The 23526-nt window shown below is 48.5% G+C and carries 16 protein-coding genes and 1 pseudogene; 5 read left to right on the forward strand and 12 right to left on the reverse strand.

Annotated elements, in window-relative coordinates; genetic code table 11:
* Positions 1 to 106, forward strand: a pseudogene (locus NDA01_RS23155) (IS1 family transposase); the annotation flags it as partial.
* A gap of 4 nt (positions 107 to 110) precedes the next feature.
* On the opposite strand, the gene NDA01_RS23160 reads toward NDA01_RS23155, so the two are convergent.
* The gene (locus tag NDA01_RS23160; RefSeq protein ID WP_348229860.1) at positions 111 to 626 is read right to left on the reverse strand and encodes an ATP-binding protein; all 516 of its coding nucleotides are present in this window, start codon (positions 624 to 626) and stop codon (positions 111 to 113) included.
* A 30-nt stretch (positions 627 to 656) separates the two neighbouring features.
* Positions 657 to 1520, reverse strand: coding sequence for an AlbA family DNA-binding domain-containing protein (locus NDA01_RS23165; RefSeq protein ID WP_348229829.1), 864 nt, complete (start codon positions 1518 to 1520; stop codon positions 657 to 659).
* Between the two features lie 556 nt (positions 1521 to 2076).
* Between NDA01_RS23165 and clpB the strand changes: the two genes are divergently transcribed.
* Positions 2077 to 4704: an ATP-dependent chaperone ClpB gene (clpB, locus tag NDA01_RS23170; protein ID WP_348229830.1), complete on the forward strand. Its 2628-nt coding sequence runs from the start codon at positions 2077 to 2079 to the stop codon at positions 4702 to 4704.
* A gap of 80 nt (positions 4705 to 4784) precedes the next feature.
* Here clpB and NDA01_RS23175 read toward each other — a convergent pair whose 3' ends face one another.
* The 3 genes from NDA01_RS23175 to NDA01_RS23185 form a co-directional block, all read right to left on the reverse strand.
* Positions 4785 to 5465, reverse strand: coding sequence for an Rcat domain-containing protein (locus NDA01_RS23175; protein WP_348229831.1), 681 nt, complete (start codon positions 5463 to 5465; stop codon positions 4785 to 4787).
* Positions 5466 to 5495: 30 nt separating this feature from the next.
* Positions 5496 to 6002, reverse strand: coding sequence for a hypothetical protein (locus tag NDA01_RS23180; protein ID WP_348229832.1), 507 nt, complete (start codon positions 6000 to 6002; stop codon positions 5496 to 5498).
* Positions 6003 to 6181: 179 nt separating this feature from the next.
* Positions 6182 to 6769: a hypothetical protein gene (locus tag NDA01_RS23185; RefSeq protein ID WP_348229833.1), complete on the reverse strand. Its 588-nt coding sequence runs from the start codon at positions 6767 to 6769 to the stop codon at positions 6182 to 6184.
* Positions 6770 to 7500: 731 nt separating this feature from the next.
* Between NDA01_RS23185 and NDA01_RS23190 the strand changes: the two genes are divergently transcribed.
* The 3 genes from NDA01_RS23190 (at position 7501) to NDA01_RS23200 (ending at position 10070) form a co-directional block, all read left to right on the forward strand.
* The gene (locus NDA01_RS23190) at positions 7501 to 8046 is read left to right on the forward strand and encodes a pentapeptide repeat-containing protein (RefSeq protein WP_190441062.1); all 546 of its coding nucleotides are present in this window, start codon (positions 7501 to 7503) and stop codon (positions 8044 to 8046) included.
* A gap of 81 nt (positions 8047 to 8127) precedes the next feature.
* Positions 8128 to 9090, forward strand: a complete 963-nt coding sequence (pip, locus tag NDA01_RS23195; RefSeq protein ID WP_431193501.1) for a prolyl aminopeptidase — start codon at positions 8128 to 8130, stop codon at positions 9088 to 9090.
* 230 nt (positions 9091 to 9320) lie between these two features.
* Positions 9321 to 10070: a DUF928 domain-containing protein gene (locus tag NDA01_RS23200; RefSeq protein ID WP_348229834.1), complete on the forward strand. Its 750-nt coding sequence runs from the start codon at positions 9321 to 9323 to the stop codon at positions 10068 to 10070.
* 240 nt (positions 10071 to 10310) lie between these two features.
* Here NDA01_RS23200 and NDA01_RS23205 read toward each other — a convergent pair whose 3' ends face one another.
* From NDA01_RS23205 to NDA01_RS23230, 7 genes are all read right to left on the reverse strand, one after another.
* The gene (locus tag NDA01_RS23205; RefSeq protein ID WP_431193502.1) at positions 10311 to 11078 is read right to left on the reverse strand and encodes a glutathione S-transferase family protein; all 768 of its coding nucleotides are present in this window, start codon (positions 11076 to 11078) and stop codon (positions 10311 to 10313) included.
* On the reverse strand, positions 11066 to 11275 hold the full coding sequence (locus NDA01_RS31955) for a hypothetical protein (RefSeq protein WP_431193503.1): 210 nt from the start codon (positions 11273 to 11275) through the stop codon (positions 11066 to 11068). Before NDA01_RS31955 ends, NDA01_RS23205 begins: the two co-directional genes overlap by 13 nt.
* A 94-nt stretch (positions 11276 to 11369) precedes the next feature.
* Complete coding sequence (locus NDA01_RS23210; RefSeq protein WP_348229835.1) at positions 11370 to 15647, reverse strand: PAS domain S-box protein; 4278 nt, start codon at positions 15645 to 15647, stop codon at positions 11370 to 11372.
* A gap of 234 nt (positions 15648 to 15881) precedes the next feature.
* Positions 15882 to 16487 (reverse strand): pseudouridine synthase, encoded by a 606-nt coding sequence (locus tag NDA01_RS23215; RefSeq protein WP_348229836.1) that lies wholly within the window; start codon positions 16485 to 16487, stop codon positions 15882 to 15884.
* Between the two features lie 76 nt (positions 16488 to 16563).
* Positions 16564 to 19602 carry a CHASE2 domain-containing protein gene (locus NDA01_RS23220; protein WP_348229837.1) on the reverse strand — a complete coding sequence of 1013 codons (3039 nt, stop codon included), beginning with the start codon at positions 19600 to 19602 and terminating at the stop codon, positions 16564 to 16566.
* Positions 19583 to 20422 (reverse strand): FecR family protein, encoded by an 840-nt coding sequence (locus NDA01_RS23225; RefSeq protein WP_348229838.1) that lies wholly within the window; start codon positions 20420 to 20422, stop codon positions 19583 to 19585. Before NDA01_RS23225 ends, NDA01_RS23220 begins: the two co-directional genes overlap by 20 nt.
* Before the next feature lie 268 nt (positions 20423 to 20690).
* On the reverse strand, positions 20691 to 23507 hold the full coding sequence (locus NDA01_RS23230; protein ID WP_348229839.1) for a hypothetical protein: 2817 nt from the start codon (positions 23505 to 23507) through the stop codon (positions 20691 to 20693).
* Positions 23508 to 23526 lie beyond the last annotated feature (19 nt).

A 23526-nucleotide genomic window follows, 5' to 3' on the forward strand; every position in this document is an offset into this window, starting at 1 on the left:
GCACCGGAAAACCTTGTGCTACTCCAAATCAGTTGAGATGTTGAAGTGTTCACTTCGGTTGCTGCTGCATTATTTGAAGTATCGAACAATTCCTCTCTCAGCTTAAATCATTACCTATTCAGCAACGCCCATTTCTTTAGGCGATATGAATACTTGTAAACACTTACACTAGAGTCAACTACTTCTATCACACCGTCACGCCGCAACTTTTGCAAAGCCTTTTTAACCTTATTTTCAGAATCTTCACCAGTAAGCTGTCGAACTATTTTGTTTGTGACAGTATCATTATCCTCTAAATATTCTATGATGGCATCTTCAAGAGATGCTATTCGTCTATGCTCAACTATTACTAAAACAGCATTCTCTAGTTCCCTGATTTCAGGTTCTACAAGCCCTGCCTTACGCATTGCGTTGTAAGCTGTATTTAGCCCTTCACCAATATCATGATTTGGGGGGTTAGGTAGTTTGTGGAGCATCCGAACAATATTAGGATTGCGAGAGTATCTTTCATCAATGATGTTTTTTAAGGTCACATAGCCAGGTAACCGCCCAGGGCTTTGAATTTCAACCCTGTTGTCATAGATACGAACGTGTATATCGTCATTGACACTATAGTCTCTATGAATTACTGCATTGACTAAAGTTTCTTCTAAAGCCTAAGCAGGATAGTTGAGTTTTGTGCGTTTACCGCCAAGATTAATTGTGACATCCTCTAAGAGTTCACTTACTCGACTTTTAACTTTATTTATCTGTTCTTCTAAAGAACCCTCAATAGTAGAAGGCATTTCAACTAAATGCTCACGTTTATACTCTCGTTCAGTTGTTTGCAATCTATAAACCTTTATTGAGCAGCGTGTGTCAAGACTAGCTTGTGGTTCGTCATCAAAAAGGAGCACACAAGCTACAGTAGGTAAAAGTTTTCCTTCATGTTGGATAAGTAAGCGTTGTTTCTTCAAAAACTTTTCTGACTCTTGAAATGCCTCTATCTTTTCAAGATATTTACTTAGATATGAGCTTTCCAGAATTTCTTCTGCTGACACATGTGGAACAGGAACTCTTTCATAACTATAGCTACCCTTAGCATAGGACAAACGAGTGATTTGCTCTCCTCTAATACGCCGTGTACTGGCATTTAAGCGAACATAGCATTCGTCTGCTGCTGTATAATGAACGTGCTGACTCTTCGGTACAATCACACGCAGAACGAAACCGTTTTTATTAAAATTAAGAAATTCTACTTCTACTCCCTCAACAGCAGGTTTGGTTTGTGAAAGTAGCGTATTAATATGTTCATTAGCATCTTCCGGTGAAATAAAGCCTTTTATACGTTCTTCAAGGGAAGAAACATCTTCTATACCTACAATAAGCTCTCCTCCGTCAGTATTTGCAAATGCAACAAAGTGAGTTTGTAATTTTGACGGTGCTATCAGAGTGCTCTTTAAGTCTAAAAAATGATCTTCCTTAGCTTTAAGTAATGATTTCTTTAATTCAATGTTAGTAGTTTTTATTTCAAAAGCCATAGTGCCTTTTAATATTCTGGCTGTGTACAAAAGTCATAATGAGTATAGAACATCTAATAATTGAGCTGTGCAACCTTCTCCAACGCCCTGCAGTTAACCTTGATTTGCCAAGGCCACAGATAGCGCTGGGGTAATGTCTCAACAAGGGGCTTAAGACACCTAACTATTACTAGACGAAACTACTTCAGGCTGATTTCTTTGTAGGGCAGATAGGCCGAAACAATGGGCTAACTCCTTAATTAGATGATTAAGGCGCTGCTTGTTCTATATAACACTCTACTGGAGTCGATTATACGAAATCGTTCAGCACTGCTTCAGGCTAATTCCTCTTACTCTGCCGCCTAAAACGTTAAGAACAGGATTAGACCCTATCTGATCGGAGGTGTGATCGCCAACGTCATGTTGTGATTCAGGTTAACTTGTCGCCACCAATTTGGAACGGTAATACCCCTATATAAAGACGTAAACACCGATCCTGCTGGATACGCTGAGTTGCTTACAATGACTGTAACTAACTGAGTGTATATATTTACTGATTAGAGGGGGATCGTGCAGTATGCAACCAACCAATCCCAATCAATTTACCGAAAAAGCGTGGGAAGCGATCGCTCAGACCCCTGAAGTGGTCAAGCAAGCCCAGCAGCAGCAGATTGAGACGGAACACTTGTTCAAGTCCTTGGTAGAACAAGAAGGGCTTGCCAGTAGCGTCTTCAGTAAACTGGGCATCAGCGTGCAGAAGTTGCGCGATCGCACTGAAGAATTCATTAAGCGCCAACCCAAAGTTTCCAACAGCGGCTCTGTGTACTGGGGCCGTAGTGCCGATACCTTGCTCGATCGCTCTGAAGGCTATCGCAAAGAATTTGAAGACGACTTCATTTCGATCGAACACTTGCTCTTGGCCTACACCCAAGACGATCGCTTTGGTAAAGCATTATTTCAGGAATTTAAACTAGACACAGCCAAGCTACGCAGCACGATTGAGCAAATTCGAGGAAGCCAGAAAGTGACCGACCAAAACCCAGAAGGGAAATACGACTCGTTAACTAAATATGGCCGTGACCTGACAGAATTTGCTCGTCAAGGCAAACTCGACCCCGTGATCGGTCGGGACGACGAGATTCGCCGGACGATTCAGATTTTGTCTCGCCGTACCAAAAATAATCCCGTCCTAATTGGGGAGCCTGGTGTAGGTAAAACCGCGATCGCTGAAGGTTTAGCGCAGCGGATTGTGAAAGGTGATGTACCTGAGTCGTTGCGCGATCGCAAGCTGATTGCTCTGGATATGGGTGCTCTGATTGCGGGTGCCAAATACCGAGGTGAATTTGAAGAACGTCTCAAAGCGGTTCTCAAGGAAGTCACCGACTCCAACGGCACTATCATTCTCTTCATTGACGAAATCCACACTGTAGTGGGTGCAGGGGCGACCCAAGGCGCAATGGATGCGGGTAACTTGCTGAAGCCGATGTTGGCTCGTGGGGAACTGCGTTGTATCGGTGCCACCACCTTGGATGAGTACCGCAAGTACATCGAAAAGGATGCGGCACTAGAGCGACGGTTCCAACAGGTCTACATTGACCAACCTACTGTCGAAGATACCATCTCAATTCTGCGGGGCTTGAAAGACCGCTACGAAACACACCACAACGTCAAAATCTCTGACAGTTCTCTTGTAGCTGCGGCGACACTTTCCACGCGCTACATCAGCGATCGCTTCTTGCCCGACAAGGCGATTGACCTGGTAGACGAAGCCGCTGCCAAGCTGAAGATGGAGAGCACCTCCAAGCCAGAAGAACTGGACGAAATCGATCGCAAGATTCTGCAATTAGAGATGGAGCGGTTATCTCTGCAAAAGGAGAGCGATATTGCTTCTCGCGATCGCCTAGAGCGTCTAGAGAGAGAACTGGGCGACCTCAAAGAAAACCAAAGCCGCCTCAATGCGCAATGGCAAGGAGAAAAAGAGATCCTTGATCGGCGTAAAGCGCTGAAAGAAGAGATCGATCAAGTGAATGTGGAAGTTCAGCAAGCCGAGCGTGAGTACGACCTCAACCGAGCTGCGGAGCTGAAGTACGGCAAGTTGACCGAGCTGCAACGACAACTGGATGAGATTGAGGCAAAACTGGCGGACACTCAAACCAGTGGGCGATCGCTGCTGCGTGAGGAAGTGACTGAAGCCGACATTGCGGAGATCATTTCTAAGTGGACAGGTATCCCCCTGAATAAGCTGGTTGAGTCCGAGATGCAAAAGCTTCTCCAATTGGAAGAAGAACTGCATAAGCGAGTGGTAGGTCAACAGGAAGCAGTGACAGCCGTAGCTGATGCGATTCAGCGTTCTCGCGCGGGCTTAGCAGACCCGAATCGCCCCACGGCCAGCTTTATCTTCCTTGGCCCCACAGGTGTCGGTAAGACTGAACTCGGCAAAGCACTAGCTTCTTACCTCTTCGACACCGAAGACGCGATGGTGCGGATCGATATGTCGGAGTATATGGAGAAGCACTCTGTGTCTCGCTTGATCGGTGCGCCTCCGGGATATGTGGGATATGAAGAAGGTGGTCAACTCACAGAAGCGATTCGTCGTCGGCCTTATTCGGTGATTCTGTTTGATGAGATCGAGAAAGCGCATCCTGATGTGTTCAACGTGATGTTGCAAATCCTAGATGATGGGCGTGTCACCGACTCTCAAGGTCGCAAGGTAGACTTCAAAAACACCATCATCATCATGACCAGCAACATTGGCTCACAGTTCATCCTCGATGTGGCAGGTGATAACTCCCAGTACGAAGAGATGCGGAGCCGAGTTTTGGATGCGATGCGAAGCAACTTCCGTCCAGAGTTCCTCAATCGGATTGATGAGATCATCATCTTCCATCCACTCGATCGCAGCGAACTCCGCGAGATCGTCAAGCTGCAAGTTCAGCGGTTAGAGCAACGCCTGAGCGATCGCAAGATGTCTCTCAAGTTATCCGACAGCGCCCTCGACTTCTTAGCGGAAGTAGGATACGACCCTGTCTATGGTGCTCGTCCCCTCAAGCGGGCCATCCAACGGGAACTGGAAACCCAAATTGCTAAAGCAATTCTCCGCAGCGAGTTCACAACTGGCGACACCATCTTTGTCGATGTCGAAAACGAACGGTTAGCCTTCAAGCGCTTACCCGCCGAGTTACTAGCTGCTCAGCCTTCTAGCTAATGCTCTAGATAAGGCGATCGTTATTTAACTCTTACAGTCTTCTCCCTCGTTGTTCTCGAAGCGAGGGAGAGAATTTTTTATTACTTTGCAGACCACAACCAACCATGCTTACACTTTGGGCATGTCAAATTAAGCTGTCCTAGATTCTTAGGGGCACGCAACTTCTGAGAGCATTTTGGGCACGAAGTTATTACCTTTTCGGGTTCTGTCTCCTGACCACCTGATAGAATATCCTCTACAAGCTTATAAGCCTCACTAAGAGGAATTTGCCCATTCTCTACAGCTTGCATTAGTTCATACGCATCCTCAGAGCTAATCAAATTATGTTTGAGTAGCTCTTTTAGAAGTGAATAGAATTTTGTCTTGTCATCATCATTAAGGTTAGATTTTCTCTCTTTCGCTTCAACGTCTTTTAGCTTGTCCTTATATTCATTCAATAACTGCTTGCGTTTACCTTCATGAAAGCCTTCATCTTTAATTAATCGTGATACACCGTAAAGAGCGGCTCCACCTGCTACAGCAGCTCCTGCTACAAGTGCAGCGGGGGCTGCTACAACCATGCCAATACCCGTTACTGCTGTAATAATCGGTATGGAAGCAGTTGTAGTGCCGAAAAGGGCTGCGGCTGCTCCAGCTCCAGCAGCACCTAATGCAGTGGCCCCAAGGCCAGTAAAAACGCTGGTTCTATCACTTGGATTCCTCTCTATCTTTTCAATTGCTTTGATCAGTTGTTCTTTCGTTAGATTTTTCGGGTTAGACATTCTTAAGCCCTAGATATTGCAAGATAGAAACTAAGCAGTAACAACATTGCGAAACACAGTATTGAATACGTCAGCAAGAAGAGCGAAGAATTGCTGAGCAATCTCAACAATGTCTTCCCCCACATTCTGAAACTGCTTATCTAACCTATGTCCTACTACGGCACCAATTGCAGTAATAGTTATTCCTAATACTGCTGCCACTGGAGCTAAGAGCTGTCCTAAAAATGGTATTGAGGTTATTAAACCTGCAATGGCAGACCCAATAACAGCACCAACACCAGCACCCACAACCAGAAAGGGATGAGCTTTGACAAACTCAAGAATTTTGAATAGTACAATTTTTCCGACTGCAAATACTTTGCCTGCAACCTTTTTTGTAAAAGTGATTAGTTCGTGTAAACGACTAACAACTTCTTCTGGTAGTCCAAGCTCTTGAAGTTTTACATATACCTCGCTGCTTGTTACTGACTCGGCTTCTGCATTCCAAAGTGCTAACTTTAAGTTAGCCTGTGCTGAAGAGACCTTGCTATTGCTCATTCCGTACTCGTTGCTAATAGTTATAGAACTTGCACTATAGTCTGACAGAGGTATTTGGATTTAGCCTAGACAGGATTACGTAAACTTACATAATCTTTAAAGTTTAGTTTGCAAAAATTTTTACGCTACGATTGCTGCCCAACCTCACTCACCATCTACTCCGGGCGATCGCTCTACATTTATGCTCTTAAATACTTCTGAATAAACCAACCCTTCATTGCAGTTCCAGCAGAAACGAGCAGAAACAACGCAGGCATAAGACGAGTACCAGAGAAGGTGAATAAAATGCCTGCAAAACCAATTACCCACGATAAAAAACTAATGGCAAACCATTTAAGGTTCAAGTGCTTGGGGTTGAAACTGGCTCTATAGCGATTTCGAATTAAAAAGAATTGAGCTAATCCCAATGGTAGCCCACCTAAAAACGCCAACAACGGTAGGCTAAATATTAGAATAAGTGCTCCTTGGCCGCGCGTGTCAACACCAAGCAGGAGCAGGAATAGATCGTGCAATAGCATTATAAAGCAGCCAACTGCACTAGTTATAAAGAACCATCGATACGCAAATCGTCGCCCTTGGAACTTCCAGAATAAGATTGCTCCTTGTAGAGCTCCCAGTAAAAGCCAATAAGCCAGATAAACTGCAAGCGATCGCCAAATATCAAAATAGGCTGGATACCAGTCCAATTGATAAAATCGGAGTACACTTGCTACTAGGCCCAAGCATGCAGGGCTGGCTAAGCCCCAAAAAACTAAAAATCTATTCATTATTAATTTACATTCTGAATTTCAGGCTGGGAATTTGCACTTAGCATGGTCGCACAATAATCGGCATTAAATGAATAGGCAGAGTTTTTTTATATAAATTTAGGCTCAGTATACAAATCAAAAAATGATTCACGATCGCAACCTCTGTGCCAAAGTTTTTATAATGCGATCGCTGCTATCCAATCTCACTCAACACACACTCTAGGCGATCGCTCTTTAAAGTTCTCATCTCTTTCGTTGAGTATTCTTTAGTCTAGGGATAAGGATCTTTAAAGACCTACTAAATCAACTGAGTCCTTGAACTTTCAGGAGACCAGATCAGAATGGAGAGTCCTGCAAGTCTGCTGAAAACAGAAGTGACGATCGCCTCTAAATTCAATCGCGATCGCATACTTTTGGCCTCAGTGCGTTAGCTCAATGAAGCTGCCTTTTCAGTGTAGTTGCCTTGTAGATAAAGAGTTAATTTTCTAGCATCCGTCTAGAGAAGTACCTAACTGCTTCACATAATGACCCATTTAAGTGTTGGGCGCTACGCTCGCCTAGACCTAAAAACGATCAAGGTCATACAGACAAGGCTGTGTCTTGGGTCTGATTTTTCTGTTGCTCGCTTGTCATAGCGTGGAAGCAATGGCTCAAGCAGTGTGACATCCTGTGGATTAACCACTTGCGGTAGTGCGGATATCTTTTCTAGGATGCTGTTGCCTTTGCTAATGTAGCGAAAGGAGGGAGACATGAGTGCTGAAGAACTGATGCAGAGATATGCAGCGGGAGAAAGAGACTTTAGTGCGATCGCGCTCAGTGAGGCAATACTAGAAGGTGCAGACCTGAGCGGTGTGTTGTTATCTGGAGCATCTTTGGATGGAGCGAATTTACGCCGAGTTAACCTCAGCCATGCCGATCTCAGTGGCGCAGACCTCAACGGCGCAGATTTGACCCAAGCAGACCTGAGCGGTGCAGATTTGAGAGATGCCATTCTTGACGGAGCTACCTTAGAAGGAGCCATTCTAGATGGCGCGAATTTAAGTCAGGCTGATCTAAAAGTTGCCAATATTGTCCAAGCCGACCTCAGCCATGCGCGGCTTAGTCAGGCCAATTTAAGTGGCGCGAATTTAGAGGGAGCCGATTTGAGTGGTGCAGACTTAGCGATCGCCGATCTTCATCAAGCCAACTTGCATCAAGCTGCCTTAGAAGAGGCCAATCTCAGTGGTGCGAATCTGGCAGACACGAACCTAGAAGGCACGATTTTGGAAGGGGGCGACAGCAATTTAGCCACTTAATCAGATGCTCCAGTTGAGGTGGCTTGTTGTCAGAGGGCGATCGCTCGTACGCTAAGGAACGTCCCGCAAGAGCATAGTTTCATGGCCGCTCAAATTCGTGAACTCTATCCCGCGATCGCCCCCTATCGCACCGGAACTCTACAAGTTTCTGATCTCCATACCCTTTATTTCGAGGAATCTGGCAACCCAGAAGGCAAGCCTGTTGTGTTTCTGCATGGCGGGCCAGGAGGCGGCAGTATTGCCCGCTATCGGCAATATTTTGATGCCACCCAGTGGCGAATTGTCGTTTTTGATCAACGCGGATGTGGTCGCAGCACACCTCATGCAGACCTGAGAGAGAATACTACCTGGGAGCTGGTGGAGGATATCGAAAAACTGCGATCGCATTTAGGCATTGAGCAATGGGTTGTCTTTGGTGGCAGTTGGGGCAGTACGCTCTCCTTAGCTTATAGTCAAACCTATCCAGAACGCTGTCTGGGTCTGATTTTGCGTGGTATCTTTATGCTGCGCCAAAAAGAGTTGCAATGGTTTTACCAAGAGGGAGCCAGTTATATCTTTCCAGATGCTTGGGAAGCTTATCTGCAACTCATTCCCCCCGAAGAACGCCATGACTTGATTGCGGCTTATCATCGGCGCTTAACTAGCCCAAATCTACAGGTGCGTTTAGAGGCAGCTCGCGCCTGGTCGGTGTGGGAGGCAAGCACGAGTAAGCTATATCCCGATCCGGATTTGCAAGCGAGATTTGCGGAGTCTGACTTTGCGGATGCCTTTGCCCGGATTGAATGTCATTACTTTGTGAATCGTGGTTTTTTTGAGCCGGAAGACCAACTCCTACAAAATGTTGATCAGATTCGTCATATCCCGGCGGTGATTGTGCAAGGTCGTTATGATGTGGTTTGCCCGATGATCTCAGCTTGGGAATTGCATCAAGCTTGGCCAGAAGCGGAATTTATTGTCGTGTCGGACGCGGGACACTCGATGATGGAGCCCGGAATTCGTACAGCATTATTAGAAGCCACTGACAAATTTGCTGCTCAACCTTAATAAAGGGTGTCAATTCAAGCAGCAAAAAAGTGAATGATAGCTCCAAGCGAACTCAACAGCGATCGCTTAAATTTCTTCATCCGGAAAACTTTGTCTTTTTTTGGTAAAAAATCCGGATTCTTCAATTCTCTCTTGTAAAGATTTTGTGAAGCTTCGGAGAAGTGGAAGAGATTTTTTAGGTTGTCCGTCATTTAGATCGCTGCTGTCATGTAGTCATCCGGGAGAGCACTATGTATCGGACAAAATCGTACGCAGCCTATACAGCCCTCTGTGTAGCTCTAATCTCATCCTTCGCACCGTTGGCTCTGCCAATGTCAGCGATCGCCAATTCAGTTAGACCTCCGGTCAAAGATGGGCCAGGAGGTCGCACTTCCGGCGGTTCTCGGCCTGGAGATTGCTTGGGACGCAACTCTATTACGGCTTTGATTCCAGCTGCCCAGACTAAAAGTCTCACCACCGATCGATATCCCACGCTCTTCTTCCACGTTCCGCCGACGACTGCTAAAACGGCTGAATTTGTTTTGCAGAACGAGAACAAGCAACAGGTGTACAGAACTAAATTACGATTGGCTGCACAACCAGGCATTGCCAGCTTTAAGCTGCCAGCGGTTGTCACATCTGGACTCACAGCAGGTAAAAACTATCGTTGGTTTTTCTCAGTAGTTTGTAATGAAGCGGCACCTGATAAATCGGGCAATCCCTTTGTGATGGGATGGATTAAACATGTAAATCCTAGTCCTGCTTTTGTGCAGCAGTTGCGGCAAGCTAGCCCACGCGATCGCGTCGCTCTCTATAAACAATCGGGGTTCTGGTACGAAGCGTTGAGCACCTTGGCTCAGTTGCGTCGCTCCTATCCTCGGGATGCGGCTTTAGCTGCCGACTGGGCTAATTTATTGGGATCTGCGGGTCTCAATCGCGTGGCTCGCGAACCCTTAGTGCAGTTCTCTGCCCTCGAACCTATTGACATCGCTCAGAAGTAGCCGCAAGTTTAGGGGCTAGGTTCCTCGCTTCTAACAACACGTATGGGCATAGTATTCAGCCATCAAAGTACAACGTTAGTCCTAAATTTTGATCTGAATGCTATGCCTAGTGCAACGTTCATGCCACCAGCTAGCCACGCTCTACCTTGAAGGGTTTAGCATTTGGAGCAAACTTTTATGTTTTTGATATCTCCATTTATGTCTAAAAGCTAAACCCCTACGGATTTCTTAAACTTCTCCCTAGGAAAAACGGGTGCGATCGTGGGGGGCATCAAAATCAATAATGGGGCCTTTCGGAACGATGCCTGTAGGATTCACTTTGGGATGGCTTTTGTAGTAGTGCAGCTTGATGTGATCTAAGTAGCAAGTGGGTTTGACTTCTGGATGCTGATAAATATCTTTGAGGTAGTTCCACAGATTGGGATAGTCTACGATCCGACGCAGATTGCATTTGAAGTGGCTATAGTAAACAGCATCAAACCGCAGCAGTGTGGTGACCATACAAATATCCGCTTCCGTCAGGCGATCGCCACACAGATATCGTTGCTGGCTCAATACTTGCTCCCAATGATCGAGCGCGTCAAACAATTCGGTAACAGCTTCTTCGTAGGCTGACTGTTGAGTGGCAAACCCGGCTCGATACACTCCGTTGTTAATCGGTTGGTAAATAGCATCAATGGTTTGGTCAATTTGCGATCGCAGATCTTCTGGATAGAAGCTTGTCTCCTTTTGGGCGATCGCGCCAAACTCTGTATCCAACATGCGAATGATTTCGCGAGACTCGTTATTGACAATGGCGTTGGTCTGCTTATCCCACAACACAGGCACTGTAACTCGTCCGGTGTAATCGGGTTCTACCTTGAGATAAATCTCGCGCAAATATTTTGCCTGATTCACCGTGTCAGGGATAGAGCCAGGATAATCCGAAAAAAACCAACCTTCTTCTCCCATCACTGGATCAACAGCGGAGAGAGTGATTACAGACTCCAAGCCCTTCAGTTGGCGCATGATAGCGTGCGGTGCGCCCAAGGACAAGCCCAACAAATATAGAGATGATAGCGATCGGGTTCGGCCTTAAATCCACTCGAGCCATCGGCGGTAATTTGGTGGCGGAACGTTGTGGAGGGCCGTAAGAAGCGGCCTTGCGTATCTTCTTGCTCCCGCTCTGTCATCCATTGGCCTTTCACCAACATGCCCAAACCCATGCTGACCTCCTGCTACGTCAATTGCAGTGACTCTAGTTCAAGCCACCTCTGCTTCTCCTTCGATTATGAACCACGGCAAAATTTTTGTTGGGTCTTATCTTGAATTGATGTCGTTAGGAGTGAGAGGCAGTTCTACAGTGAAGCAGGTTTGCCTTGCCGCACTCTCTACCTCAATGCTGCCTCCCAAATATTCGGTAAGTTTTTGCACTAAAGCCAGCCCTAAGCCTGTTCCACCTTGTTTCCAGGGATCTGTGCTGGGCACTCGGTAGAACTTCTCAAAAATGTGAGGTAACTCCGCCGCAGGAATTTCGACCCCAAAGTTAGTCACCTTGAGCTGTATCCGCCCCGACGCTGGATGAGCAGAAACGACAATTTCTTCACCGGGTGGGGTGTACTTACAGGCATTGTTCAACAGTTCTGCCAGAATCCGGGTGAGGCTGGAGGAGTGAGAAAGAATGGGAGGTAGACGAGTGGGTAATTCTAGCCGTAAGCGTTGCTCTCGCCCTCTAGCTCGGTCATAAAAGGGTTGGGCGGCTCCCTGAATCCACTCTTGGAGCTGCACAATTTCTAAAGTTAAAGGTTGACTGCCCACCTCCAAGCGCTGCAAATCCAGCAGGTCATTAATTAAGCTAATCTCTCGATTGCACTCATCCTGCAAAACCTGCAAGTAACGAGCAGTTTTACTAGAGGCTGAGTTCAGACAGTTTTCACGATTCAGGCTCAGTTCCAACATCTGAATTGCCATTTTGATGTTGCAAACGGGAGTTCTCAACTCATGAGAAACAGTGCTGAGAAAGTCATCTTTGAGCCGATTTAGCTTTTCTAGCTCTCGCACTTGCGCCTGAGCTTCTTGATAGAGACGGGCTTGGCGGATGGCGATCGCGCATTGATTCGTCACTTGCTGCACCAAGCGAATCTCTAACTCGCTAAAGGCTTCCTCTCTATCTCGGAACAGCCACAGATCCCCGATCGCGCCTTGGTCATCAAAAATGGGGCAGGCCAACATCGATACCCGATCCCGGCAAGGATTCGGGACGATTTCGCAAAATTGAAAATGCTGTCCTTGCAGGAGTTGGCTGTATAGTTCGGGAAAATCTGCCATTTTTAACACTCGTCCCCAAGATGCAGGGAGCGAGGTGGTGTACTCATAGCAGATCGTGGAGGTTGTATAGTTAGCGTCGTAGAGGGCGGTATCGCAGCAGGCGACTTGCAACACTAGGGCTAGTTCTTGCACCGCAGTTTGCAAGATCTGGCTTTCGTCCAAGCTATCGCGCACCTTATCTGTAATCCGCTTCAGCATGGCCTCAAAGTTGAGCGCTTGCTGCAATTGGGCGGTACGCTCCATCACTTGAGACTCTAGAGCCGAGTTGAGCCGTTGCACTTGCTGGTAGAGTTCCGATTGCTGGATGGCGATCGCCACCTGAGTTGCTAACTCCTCTAGGAAATTTACTTCTTGAGGCAACCACTGCCGAGGCGCAATACAGTGATGAGCAACTAACAAGCCCCACAACTGGTCTCCCTGCATGATGGGCACGACCAAGCTGGCTTTTACTTGCAGAGCCGCCAACATCTGCACATAGCAAGGGTCAACCTCGGCAGCATCTAGATCGGCAATGGCTCTGATTCGAGGGTAGGGGGCAGGGCCGCTAGGCGGGGTAAAACAGCGATCGTGAATCACCCGACCGAGGATAGGTTGGCAACCCTCTGTTACGGATTCCACACTTACGCATCCACTACCATCCGGGTTAAACCGAAAAATAATGGCTCTGTCGGTCTGGAGAAATTGCCGCACTTCTGCCACGGTTGTATCGAGAATTTCTGCTAGATCCAGTGACTGGTGGATGCGTTGAGCAATGAAGCGCATGAGCCGTTCTCGCTCTGTTTGCTTCTGCAAAGCCCGCTCAGCTCGTTTCCGCTCAGTGATGTCCCGTGAGTTGGTAACAATTCCTAGCACTGAGGGGTCAGCGAGCAAATTGGTTCCTGTGGATTGGATAAAGCGCCAAGTTTCATCTTTGTGCTGAAAACGAAACTCAATCGAAAGCGAAGGCAATATGCCTGCAACTAAATCTTGAAAGGCTTGCGCTACGTGTTCCACATCTTCGGGATGAATCAGTTCTAGAGCATTCCTGCCCACTAATTCCTGAGGCGAGTGGCCCATAATTCGCTCCACCGCTGGGCTTTGATAGCGCACCGTGCCATCAGCTTCCAGGATGGCAATAATGTCAGAACTGTTTTGAATCAGCGATCGCCACTTAGCCTCACTCTGAGCTAAGGCTGCTTCTGCTTTTTGGCGCTGAGTAATGTCCCGGAAGCTCCAAACTCGACCGACAATCTGGTTGCCTAAGCGCTGTGGTTTAGAGTAGCGCTCAACCACTCTGCCATCCTGAAATTCAATCAGGTCGTTCACTTCCGCTTCAGGTTGCGTTTGTAAGGCTTGGATCTTTTTTAAGAAGACATTGGGGTCTTTCATTTGAGCGGCCAAGAATTGCAAGCGCTCCTCACCCCGCGAAGCAGCCATCAATTCATCTGAAATTCCCCACATTTCCACCAGTTTGCGGTTGGCACACAGCACTTGACAATCTGCGCCAATGGCCATGATCCCGTCGGCAGTAGACTCCAAGGTGGCACGGAGCAACGCCAAGGATTGCTCTAAGGCTGCCCCTGCTTGCTTATAAGCTGTAACATCATGAACCACCACACACAAAAATGACCAGTAGTGGTTGCTGACGACATGGGCGCTCACTTCCACTTCGATCAACGAGCCATCCTTGCGACGATATTGACGCTCCCCGATGAAATACCGCTTCTGAGTCAGAATGTGTTGGATATTTCGCTCAATGTCCGCGCGATCGTGAGCCACCACATCGTAGAGCGTCAAGGTTGACAGCTCCTCAGCGCTATAACCCAATAAGCTTTGGCAGGCAGCGTTGGTTTCTAACAACCGTTTGGTTTCTACATCGACTAAGAAAATTCCTTCTGCTGCTTGCTCAACTACGGCTCGATAGCGGGCTTCGCTCATTTGCAGCGCAATTTCTGCTTGACGCCGCTCAGTAATATCGAGCATGACGCCCCGCAATTGCACAGGCTGAGCATCTGGTACGACCGTGATCATGTCTCGAAACCAGATGACTCGGCCATCCTGAGCAATCATGCGGTATTCCATCGTGTGGTTGCGTCGAGCTTGAGTTTCTCGTTGGCAAGTTGCCATTACCCAAGCGCGATCGTCTGGATGGATGTGATGGAGCCAAAATTGCGAATCGCTCAGCCACTCAGCCAGCGGATAGCCCAAAATTCGCTCAGCTTTAGGGCTGACAAAGGAGAACTGAAGGCTCTCGGCCTCGCCTTCCCAGACAATCCCTTCGACTGAGTCTACGAGGTGTTGGTATTGCTGCTGCTGCGATCGCTGCAATGCCAATTCTGTCTGTCGCCGCTCTGTAATATCCAGGCCAGTGCCAACGACGTATTCGACTTTGCCTTCTTTACCCACAATGGCTGTGTTAGACCAAGCAATTAAGCGAGCGGAGCCTGCTTTTGTGATCCAATAGTTTTCATACTCGTTGGGAAATAATCCTGACCGTAATTGGCTAAATGCAGCTTTGACACCTGTAATCTCCTCTGGCAAAAGCAGAACATCCCAGAAAGGAATGCCTTTGACTTCTGCAAACGTGTATCCAGTCATTTGCTCACAGGCACGATTGAAGCGAACGATGCGTCCCTGAGGATCTAAAACCACAATTAAGTTAACGACAGTATCAAGCACAGCCGCCACGAAGTTGCGCTCTTGCTGGAGTCCTGCCTCTGCTTGTTTCCACTCAGTAATGTCTTCACACAATAGCCGCACTGTCGTTACGGGTGAATTGCTAGGGCAGCTATCGTTGAGGTTAGTGGTTGGTTCAAGGTTTGGTTGCATAAAAGCGTCTGGTTGCACAAAAGCTTTCACCCATATCACCCTTCCATCCTTACAAACCTGGCGCAATTCCCAGTATTGACACTGAGTCATTTCTGTCTTTGCCCCTGCTTGCAGAGGTATGACATTTTGTAAGTACTCATTTAACTTTATTCGGAGGAAATCTCGGTCATCCGGATGGAACAAAGTAAAAACTGAGTTGCCGATTAGCTCCTGCACGCTGTAACCCAGACATGCTGCTCCCAGCAGGTTCACTGTTGCAATTGTGCCTGTGGCATCTAAATCAAGCTGAATCGAGCTGCTTTGTTGGTAGAACGAGCGATATGGCTGCACTTCCCCGCGAGTCAGGTGTGAACTGGTTGAAAATACTTGATACTTATCACCTAAGTTTGGTGATGGCAACTCATCTGAAGCGGCGGATTTAGCCAAAAACTGGTACCAACGCGGTTGTTGATTAGAAGTCATTAGGTCAACTGACAGATGAGGTGCAGACTGAATGAGGATGCAAGATTAGGGCGACAAGAGCTCACACCAGCCACTCAGTCGGCTAATCAGGTTCACAAGTTGTGGTTGTCAGTCATATCAGTATGCCGAAATCCCGGAATAGCAAGTCCAAGACCTGAGTTTTTATAAAACAGTTTAACGATATTTTCACGGATACCCTATTGTATCTATTCAACTGCCGACCTTGGTTTGCAGTTAATTAAGTTTTGATCGGGGAAAGCAAAGCTGCTGTAAGCTTGCTTGCTCTGGTGGAGTCAGATCCCGCCATTGACCTGGCTCTAGACCGACTAATTGGAGATGGGCGATCGCGACTCGTACCAAGCGTAAAGTTGGGAATCCGACAGCAGCGGTCATGCGCCGCACTTGGCGATTTTTTCCCTCGGTTAAAGTGATCTCCAACCAAGCGGTTGGCACATTTTTACGAAACCGAATGGGTGGCTCGCGAGGCGGCAAGGTAGGTTCTGTGGGCAGCAATTGTACCTGAGCCGGGCGGGTACGATAGCCTTGAATCACGACACCCTGGCGCAACTGGGCCAAAGCCGCTGCATCGGGAACTCGCTCTACCTGTACCCAGTAAGTCCGGGGGTGCTGAAACTGTGGATCGCTTAAACGGTGCTGGAGTTGACCGTGGTTGGTGAGTAACAACAAGCCCTCGCTGTCTCGATCCAATCGGCCTACCGGATAAATCTCTGGCACCGGAATGTAATCTTTTAGCGTTGGCCGAGGTGCTACAGAGCTATTGTCCGTAAATTGCGTTAATACGTCGTACGGCTTGTAGAACAGAAGGTAGCGATAAGGCACGAAAATTAAGCCCAAAACCCAGACCAACTATTGTGCCTGATCATGTACCCGATTATGTGCCCAATCATTTGCCTGCTCAGGCTCGCACTTGTTGCCGTTCTGCTTGCAAAGCTACTTCTACTTTCTGGTATTCTGCCTCCAACTGCGCCAACCATTCATTCTGAATCGCGATCGCCACCTCTGGATTTAGAGATTCTATGGTTTGGCAAATCTGGCAGAGCGTGATGGCACCTAAAGTAGTGCTGGTGATTTTGAGGGTGTGGAGGGCATGCTTCAAGGCTGTGGTGTCTTGGATGGTCCAAGCGGCGGCGATCGCTTGCAAGAGTTTAGGAGTGTCTTCCAAGTAGGTGTCGATCACCTCTTGCAACAAGGCTTCTGCTTCTTCTCCGCCTAATTCGCGGAGTTCCTCTAGGGCTTTTGGATCGATCACGACTGTAGATTCTACGGTTGAGTGATGCGTTTTTAAGCCTGCTTGAGGTGGACAATGGAGTAACGCCTGAACTAATTCTTCGGTCCGAATCGGTTTAGTGATATAGTCGTCCATTCCTGCCCGGAGACAGGCTTCGCGATCGCCTTGCATAGCATTAGCGGTCATGGCGACTAGTCGCGGTCGCTGGCTCGGTGACCATAAGCGACAGATATGCCGAGTCGCCATCAAACCATCCATTTCGGGCATTTGCACATCCATCAGCACGACATCATAGGTTTGACGATGCAGCGCGTCTAGCACTTCCAAGCCATTGCCAGCGACATCGGCGCGATAACCCATTTTTTCGAGCAGACGTAAGGCTACTTTCTGATTCACTACATTGTCCTCAGCCAGTAGGAGGCGGAGGGGATGGCGATCGCCTAATCCGCGATCAAAAGTAGGAGCCGCCTGAGTACCGCTAAGCGGAATTGGTTGCGCTCCCATCACTTGCAAAAGCGCATTGTAAAGCTGCGTTTGTTTTACTGGCTTTGTTAAAAAGGCAGCAAACTTGGCGGCGATCGTCTGAGCGTTACCTTCTGGGCGACCCAAAGATGTAAGCATCACCAACGGTAGGTATTGGCATCCGGGTAGCTTGCGGATTTCTCCTGCCAACGTGACACCATCCATCTCTGGCATCTGCATATCTAAAATGACCAGATCAAATACTTCTTGCCGTAGGCGATCGAGCGTGGCCGCTCCAGACTCAACTGTTTCAGGCAACATCTCCCAAGACTGCGCTTGCAAGGACAAAATCTGGCGATTGGTCGCGTTGTCATCCACAATCAGCAATCGCTTGCCAGCCAACTGATCTGGAGCGGATGCCACTTGGCTGGGAACTAGCTCTGGTACTGCTTGGGCTAAAAAGGTGAAATAGAATGTTGAACCTTGGTTTAACTGAGTTTCTACCCACATGCGCCCCCCCATCATCTGGGTGAGCCGTTGACTGATCACGAGACCTAGCCCAGTGCCACCATATTGGCGCGTGGTAGAAGAGTCTGCTTGGCTGAAGGACTTGAATAAGCGATCGAGGCGATCAGGTGGAATACCAATGCCTGTATCTTTGACCGCAAAGCAGATCTCATATTTTTTGCTGCTGTCTTTTGGTGTCTGTCGCCGATCAATCCGCTGCAATCGTGAATGGGTGGCTACCCCCGCCTTAACCGAAACTACGACTTCTCCAGCGTGAGTAAACTTGACTGCGTTACTCAGCAAATTAACCAAGATCTGCCGAATACGGGTGATGTCGCCGACCAAGTACTGAGGCACTTCTGGATCAATCCAGTACGCTAGCTCTAAATTTTTCTCCGAAGCTCTGGCAGCAAGCAGATCCAGGCACTCTTCAATGCAGGTGCGTAGTTGGAATGGTTGCTCCTCTAGCTCTAACTTGCCTGACTCAATCTTAGAGAAGTCCAGAATGTCGTTAATAATGGTCAGGAGGGCGTCGCCACTGCTACGGATCGTTTCCACAAAGTCCCGCTGCTGCTCGGTCAATGGTGTATCCAGCAACAACCCTGTCATCCCAATCACGGCATTCATTGGTGTCCGAATTTCGTGGCTCATCGTTGCCAGAAACTCACTTCTTGCTTTTAGCAAGGAGTTAACCCTGAGGCGATCGTGCAGGACGACCGCTCCTGTGGTTACCGTAGCTAGGACCAAAGGAGCCGCTACTGGCACCCAGTAACCTGCTTCAAACAGTAGCAGGCTGACCATACCCCAGCTCAAACAAGCACCGATCCAGATGCCAATTTGCTGACTGGTATTCCCACGACTCAGGATCCAACTGAGGCCAGGTCCAGCAACTAGTAACAACCAACTCCAGTCTTGAGTTGGACGGTGTAGCCAATTTTGCTGCAAAAGATTACTGATCACAGCAGCGTGGAGATGGACACCACTAGCAGAGGGATTGCGATTGAAGGGCGTAGGCAGGGGATCAAAGCCGATCGCAGTCATGCCGACTAAGACAATTTTGCCCTGGAAAGCCGTGTCAGGCACTTGTCCCGCTAAGACGGCTGCATAGGAGTAGTGTTTGAGGCCACGCACTGAACCAGGCCAATTGACCCAAAGTGGTTGGTCTAAAGGTGGGAGGCGGACAGGTTCCTGAACTAAGGAATATACTTGCACCGTCGCTAAACTCAGAGCTAGCACTCCTCTGACTTGGGGTTTAATACTGCGAGTGACACCGTCGGCATCTTCTTGTTTGAGTACATGGCCGACATCAAGTGCAGCAGTCTTTAAAGGGGGACTAATGTGCAAGAGAGCGCCAAGATAGTCCCATCCTTGGGCTAACAAAACTTGGCCTTGTTCCTGCATTGCGGCTGCTAATTGGACATCTTGTGGGCTGGGTTCTGACAAAACTACGTCAAAGGCGATCGCGCTGGGTTCGGCTTTCGTTAATCGCTGCAATAACTGCGTGTGGTACTGGCGAGGCCAAGGAAAGAGACCAAATTTTTTGATGCTAGGTTCATCGATCGCGACGATGACCACGCGCTCATCCCAGGCTTGGTCCCCCCGCAAGCGAAATAACAACCGATAGGATAATTGCTCTAAAGGCTGCCAAGCTCCTACTTCTAGTAGACCAACCACAATGAGAGCAGTGATGCCACCAGGTAACAGTCGCAACCCCCATTCACGGAACTGCCAATTCATAAATTTGCTGTTTCCCCAAGGGAGTTCTGACTACGGCCCGAATCCGGCGCTCTCGCGGCAGTGCAACTCTGACATCAAACTGACCTTCGCGATCGAGGCTCAGGGGTTGATCATTCACTAATACCAGATTAACAACATCCACCTGACCAGCAATTTGAGCTTGGTTGTTGCCAACGGCCTCTAGAACTTGGAGTTGCAACCGCGTGTCTTCCCGTAAGGGCGTTGGGGGTAAGGGGGCTTCTCCAGGGATGACTAAACTTTGAAACCCAGCTTGGATCGGCACGCTGGCTCCTTGAGCGATCGCTGCGACTTTACCTTCTAAGGTGGCAACCCCAGTTTTACCATCTGGCTGCACACTCACCCCGAATTCCGTGCCACGAACTGCGCTTAAACCAGCGGGAGAAAGGATTTCTAGGCGGGACGCTGGATTGGTAAACTTTCTCACTTGGAGGCGGGCTTGTCCTCCAGTCACTTGCAGCTTGGTGACTTGTCCGCCAGTCGCTAGCCGATCTAGCTGTAGTACGCGGATGTTTGTATTTTCTGCAACTTTAATGAAACCAATGCCAGTATCTACGGCTAAAACTGCACTAGACTTCGCGCCCGTTTGAATACCCTCTCCTACCGCTTGAATGCGACTGCCATTGCGAGCGGGTTGAGATTTTTGGCCTTGGTAGAGGCTGACTGTCCCTTGAATCTGCCGCACCTCCAACCAACGATTCACCCGCACCTTTAAGGATTGGGCGATCGCCAAGTCAGCAATGGTCAGCAGGCTAATTCCTAATACGAATAGGAGAAGTAATTGCACCCAAGTCCGTTTCAAAGCCAGTTCCTCAGTGTTCAGCTTATTGACGTGATTGACGACGTAGACACAAGCAATGGTCCCACAGGCTGTCTAGGTTAGTAATACGCTCAGGCTGGTATAGCTCAATTTCGCGAGTGCAGAAGTGAGGACTAACCATCTTTTAATCATGCCCAGTCGTTACCGTACGGCTACATTTAAGCTGTTATATTCTTTACCTAATCTGTAAAGAAATACATACATCAAGCGTTTGGATGGAATGTTTTGGTTGGGCGATCGCTACCGATGCTTAATCAATCCTGACCCGGAAGCGCACAAAGCCAAAGTTCTGGCCAGGGGTATTAGAGATTTCTCCTAAGTTGACAATGACAGAGCCGTTGGTATTGCCCTGCGCATTAGCCGGGCAAGCATTGCCATTGGGTAAAGGCGCTAAAGGCGTAAAGAAATTTCCCTCATCGGTGTCAGCACTATTCGTCAGCGATTTCTCGGCGCTGGCTCGGTTCAGCTGTAACCCACTACCTGTACCAAAGCGATCGCGGGCAAAGGTGGTTCTGGCAGGAATGGGATCGCAGAGGCTGGCAGCGGTTGCAGGAGCTGTGCCATCAGACAGGAAGTAAAGCGTATATTCAACTGAATCTCCACTGCGTAAAGACAGCGAAGTTGGTAGATTGACCTCGCCAACCGGAGACAGTTGAGTCCAGCCAGGAGCCGTATCGGTGGTATCAGCAGGATCATCCACAAAGCGATCGAATGTTTGAGTTCTGCCTCCTTGTTCTACGGCTGTAATTCGTTTGAGTAAGCGCAGTTGGGGCTCTCCTACAGGAAGTGGTTCTGGCTGAACGGGGGTTGGTTGGTCTTCATCAGGATTAGTATCACCGTTGGGGTCAGGGTTGGTGCCATTGGTAGATTGATCCGTAATTATCGTTCCTCCTGGGCTAGTACCCCTACCTGTGACCGTATTGCTAAAGGGGCCAGGCTGACCATTCGTTGTCACCTGAACGCTAAAGGTAACCGTGGCAGTTTGTCCCACCGCTAAATTAGTAGTGCCCGCTAAAAGATTGGAGTCACTGTTGCCGTTAAAAGCAGAGTTAACCGCTAGAGTGGGGCTGGTGGGAGCCGCAGCAATGGTGAAGGTAGTGGGAGGCCCAAACGTGCTGGTGAGGTTTTCGACGAGTTGCAGATTATTGATGGGGACATTGCCCAGGTTGCTGACGGTGACGGTGTAAGGCACAGTAAACACGCCGTTACCGCTGTTAGCCACTGCGCCTGCTTGTTTCGCAACACCAAGCTTGGGAGTTTCGCCAAAGCTAACCACAGTTGGTTGTCTTTCCTCGGGGATGGTATCACCATTGGGGTCAGGATTTGTGCCATTGGTGGATTCATCTTGAGCTGGTATCCCTCCTGGCCCAGTACCGGTGCCTACAACTGTGTTGTTGAAAGGACCTAGCTGACCATTCGCTGTAACCTGAACACTAAAAGTCACGGTAGCACTCTGCCCAACTGCCAAAGTTTGATTGGCAGCTAAGAGATTGGAGTCACTGTTGCCGTTAAAAGCAGGGTTGACTGCCAAGGTAGAACTCGTTGGGGCAGCGGCAACCGTGAAAGTGCTAGGAGGTCCAAATGTTTCCGTCAGGTTCTCGGCTAATAGCAGACTATTGATTGGTACATTGCCCAGGTTACTGACTGTGACGGTATAGGGAACGGTGAAAACCCCATTGCCATTGTCAACTACTGTCCCTGCTTGCTTAGCAACGCCAAGCTTTGGTGCGGCAATAAGAGTCACTGGAGTTGGGTCATTTTCTCCGGGCTCATTTGGGATACCATTGCCATTCGGGTCAGGGTTGGTGCCTGCATCAGACGTATCTTGCACAGTGGTGTTGCCTGCATTCCCAGTGGCGATCGCGCTGTTGTTGAAAGGACCCAATCCTTGGGGACCTGCTCCGGGCGTGATAGTGACATTAAATGTAATTGTGGCAGTGTCACCGGGTTGCCCAGTGGCGGCTAACGTATTGCCAGGCGCGAGAATGTTGCGATCGCTACTGCCATTAAAGTTGGGGTTGACGTTTAATGTTGGGCTTTGTGCTCCAGAAACGACAAAGCCAGCCGCGTTGGCAAAAGTTGTAGCTAGGTCGTCTGTAACTTGCAAATTGGTAATAGCATCGGTTCCATAGTTACGGACGGTGAGGCTGTAGGGCACGGTAAAAGTGCCATCGGGATTGCTAACCGCTGTGCCCGCTGCTTTGGCTATGCCGATGTTCGGGAGGCACTGTCGCAGCCCGATCGCGGTATGACCGAAATCATCCCCGTTCACGGTATTGGCGCGATCGACGATCGCCAGAGTGATGCTAGTATCCGTCGGCAGCGTCGTAAACGAGAATTGCACAGGCAGCCATTCACCCCCTAACCCATTAGGCACGCTGCGAGGCACAGAAATTTGCGGACCCAGGTCAGAGGCAGTGTTCCCCCGTTTAATCTGTAATTGAATTTGTGGATTAGCTGCTTCGGCGTTAGCGGTAGCGCTCAGTAGATTATCAAAGTAGGCAATAAAGTTATAGGTCGTGTTGGGAGTAACCGTTACTGTTTGCTGCCAAATAGTCGGATTTATGAATTGTCCCCGTCCCGGTGTACGTTCGATACGGTTTCCCTGTAAATCTTCGTTGGGATTGGAATAAAGAAATGTGTTGGATGGTGGTGCACCATTCTCAGGGTCGCCTGGAAAAACCGGAGTTGTTTGCCTACTGACTACAACGCCATTGGCATAGATAACTGGCCCAGTCTGAATGGAGATGCCGCCTAGTGGCCCCCTTGGTCCCAAAGGACCATTCACTCCTCGGTCGTCGGGATAAACCGCATCGCCTCGATAGGGCAAATCACTCGTAAAGCCTGCGGCGGGGTTAATGTTTGGCTCAGAGCCCCCGCCTAGGATGTTGTAGTTACCATTAAAAACTAAGTTGTCAGAACTCAGAATGGTACCGGCTGGACATTTGGATCCAAGGGAAGTTGCTTGGGCGGAAGCTTTTTCTGTAAAAGGTTCGAGACTAGTTACAACGAAAGGAATGACGAGGGCTACACGAGTTAGGCGACGCAGTGCGGGTACGGCAGACATAGCTAAATTAATTCACTCC

Source organism: Trichocoleus desertorum AS-A10 (assembly GCF_039962155.1).
Lineage (GTDB): Bacteria > Cyanobacteriota > Cyanobacteriia > FACHB-46 > FACHB-46 > Trichocoleus.

What these genes read in the sequence shown, in the direction of transcription:
- NDA01_RS23220 (WP_348229837.1), bottom strand. Translation starts at nt 19,602, where the DNA reads ATGAATTGGCAGTTCCGTGAATGGGGGTTGCGACTGTTACCTGGTGGC.
- pip (WP_431193501.1), top strand. Translation starts at nt 8,128, where the DNA reads ATGGCCGCTCAAATTCGTGAACTCTATCCCGCGATCGCCCCCTATCGC.
- NDA01_RS23185 (WP_348229833.1), bottom strand. Translation starts at nt 6,769, where the DNA reads ATGAATAGATTTTTAGTTTTTTGGGGCTTAGCCAGCCCTGCATGCTTG.
- NDA01_RS23230 (WP_348229839.1), bottom strand. Translation starts at nt 23,507, where the DNA reads ATGTCTGCCGTACCCGCACTGCGTCGCCTAACTCGTGTAGCCCTCGTC.
- clpB (WP_348229830.1), top strand. Translation starts at nt 2,077, where the DNA reads ATGCAACCAACCAATCCCAATCAATTTACCGAAAAAGCGTGGGAAGCG.
- NDA01_RS23175 (WP_348229831.1), bottom strand. Translation starts at nt 5,465, where the DNA reads ATGTCTAACCCGAAAAATCTAACGAAAGAACAACTGATCAAAGCAATT.
- NDA01_RS23200 (WP_348229834.1), top strand. Translation starts at nt 9,321, where the DNA reads ATGTATCGGACAAAATCGTACGCAGCCTATACAGCCCTCTGTGTAGCT.
- NDA01_RS23165 (WP_348229829.1), bottom strand. Translation starts at nt 1,520, where the DNA reads ATGGCTTTTGAAATAAAAACTACTAACATTGAATTAAAGAAATCATTA.
- NDA01_RS23210 (WP_348229835.1), bottom strand. Translation starts at nt 15,647, where the DNA reads ATGACTTCTAATCAACAACCGCGTTGGTACCAGTTTTTGGCTAAATCC.
- NDA01_RS23190 (WP_190441062.1), top strand. Translation starts at nt 7,501, where the DNA reads ATGAGTGCTGAAGAACTGATGCAGAGATATGCAGCGGGAGAAAGAGAC.
- NDA01_RS23180 (WP_348229832.1), bottom strand. Translation starts at nt 6,002, where the DNA reads ATGAGCAATAGCAAGGTCTCTTCAGCACAGGCTAACTTAAAGTTAGCA.
- NDA01_RS23205 (WP_431193502.1), bottom strand. Translation starts at nt 11,078, where the DNA reads ATGCGCCAACTGAAGGGCTTGGAGTCTGTAATCACTCTCTCCGCTGTT.
- NDA01_RS31955 (WP_431193503.1), bottom strand. Translation starts at nt 11,275, where the DNA reads ATGGGTTTGGGCATGTTGGTGAAAGGCCAATGGATGACAGAGCGGGAG.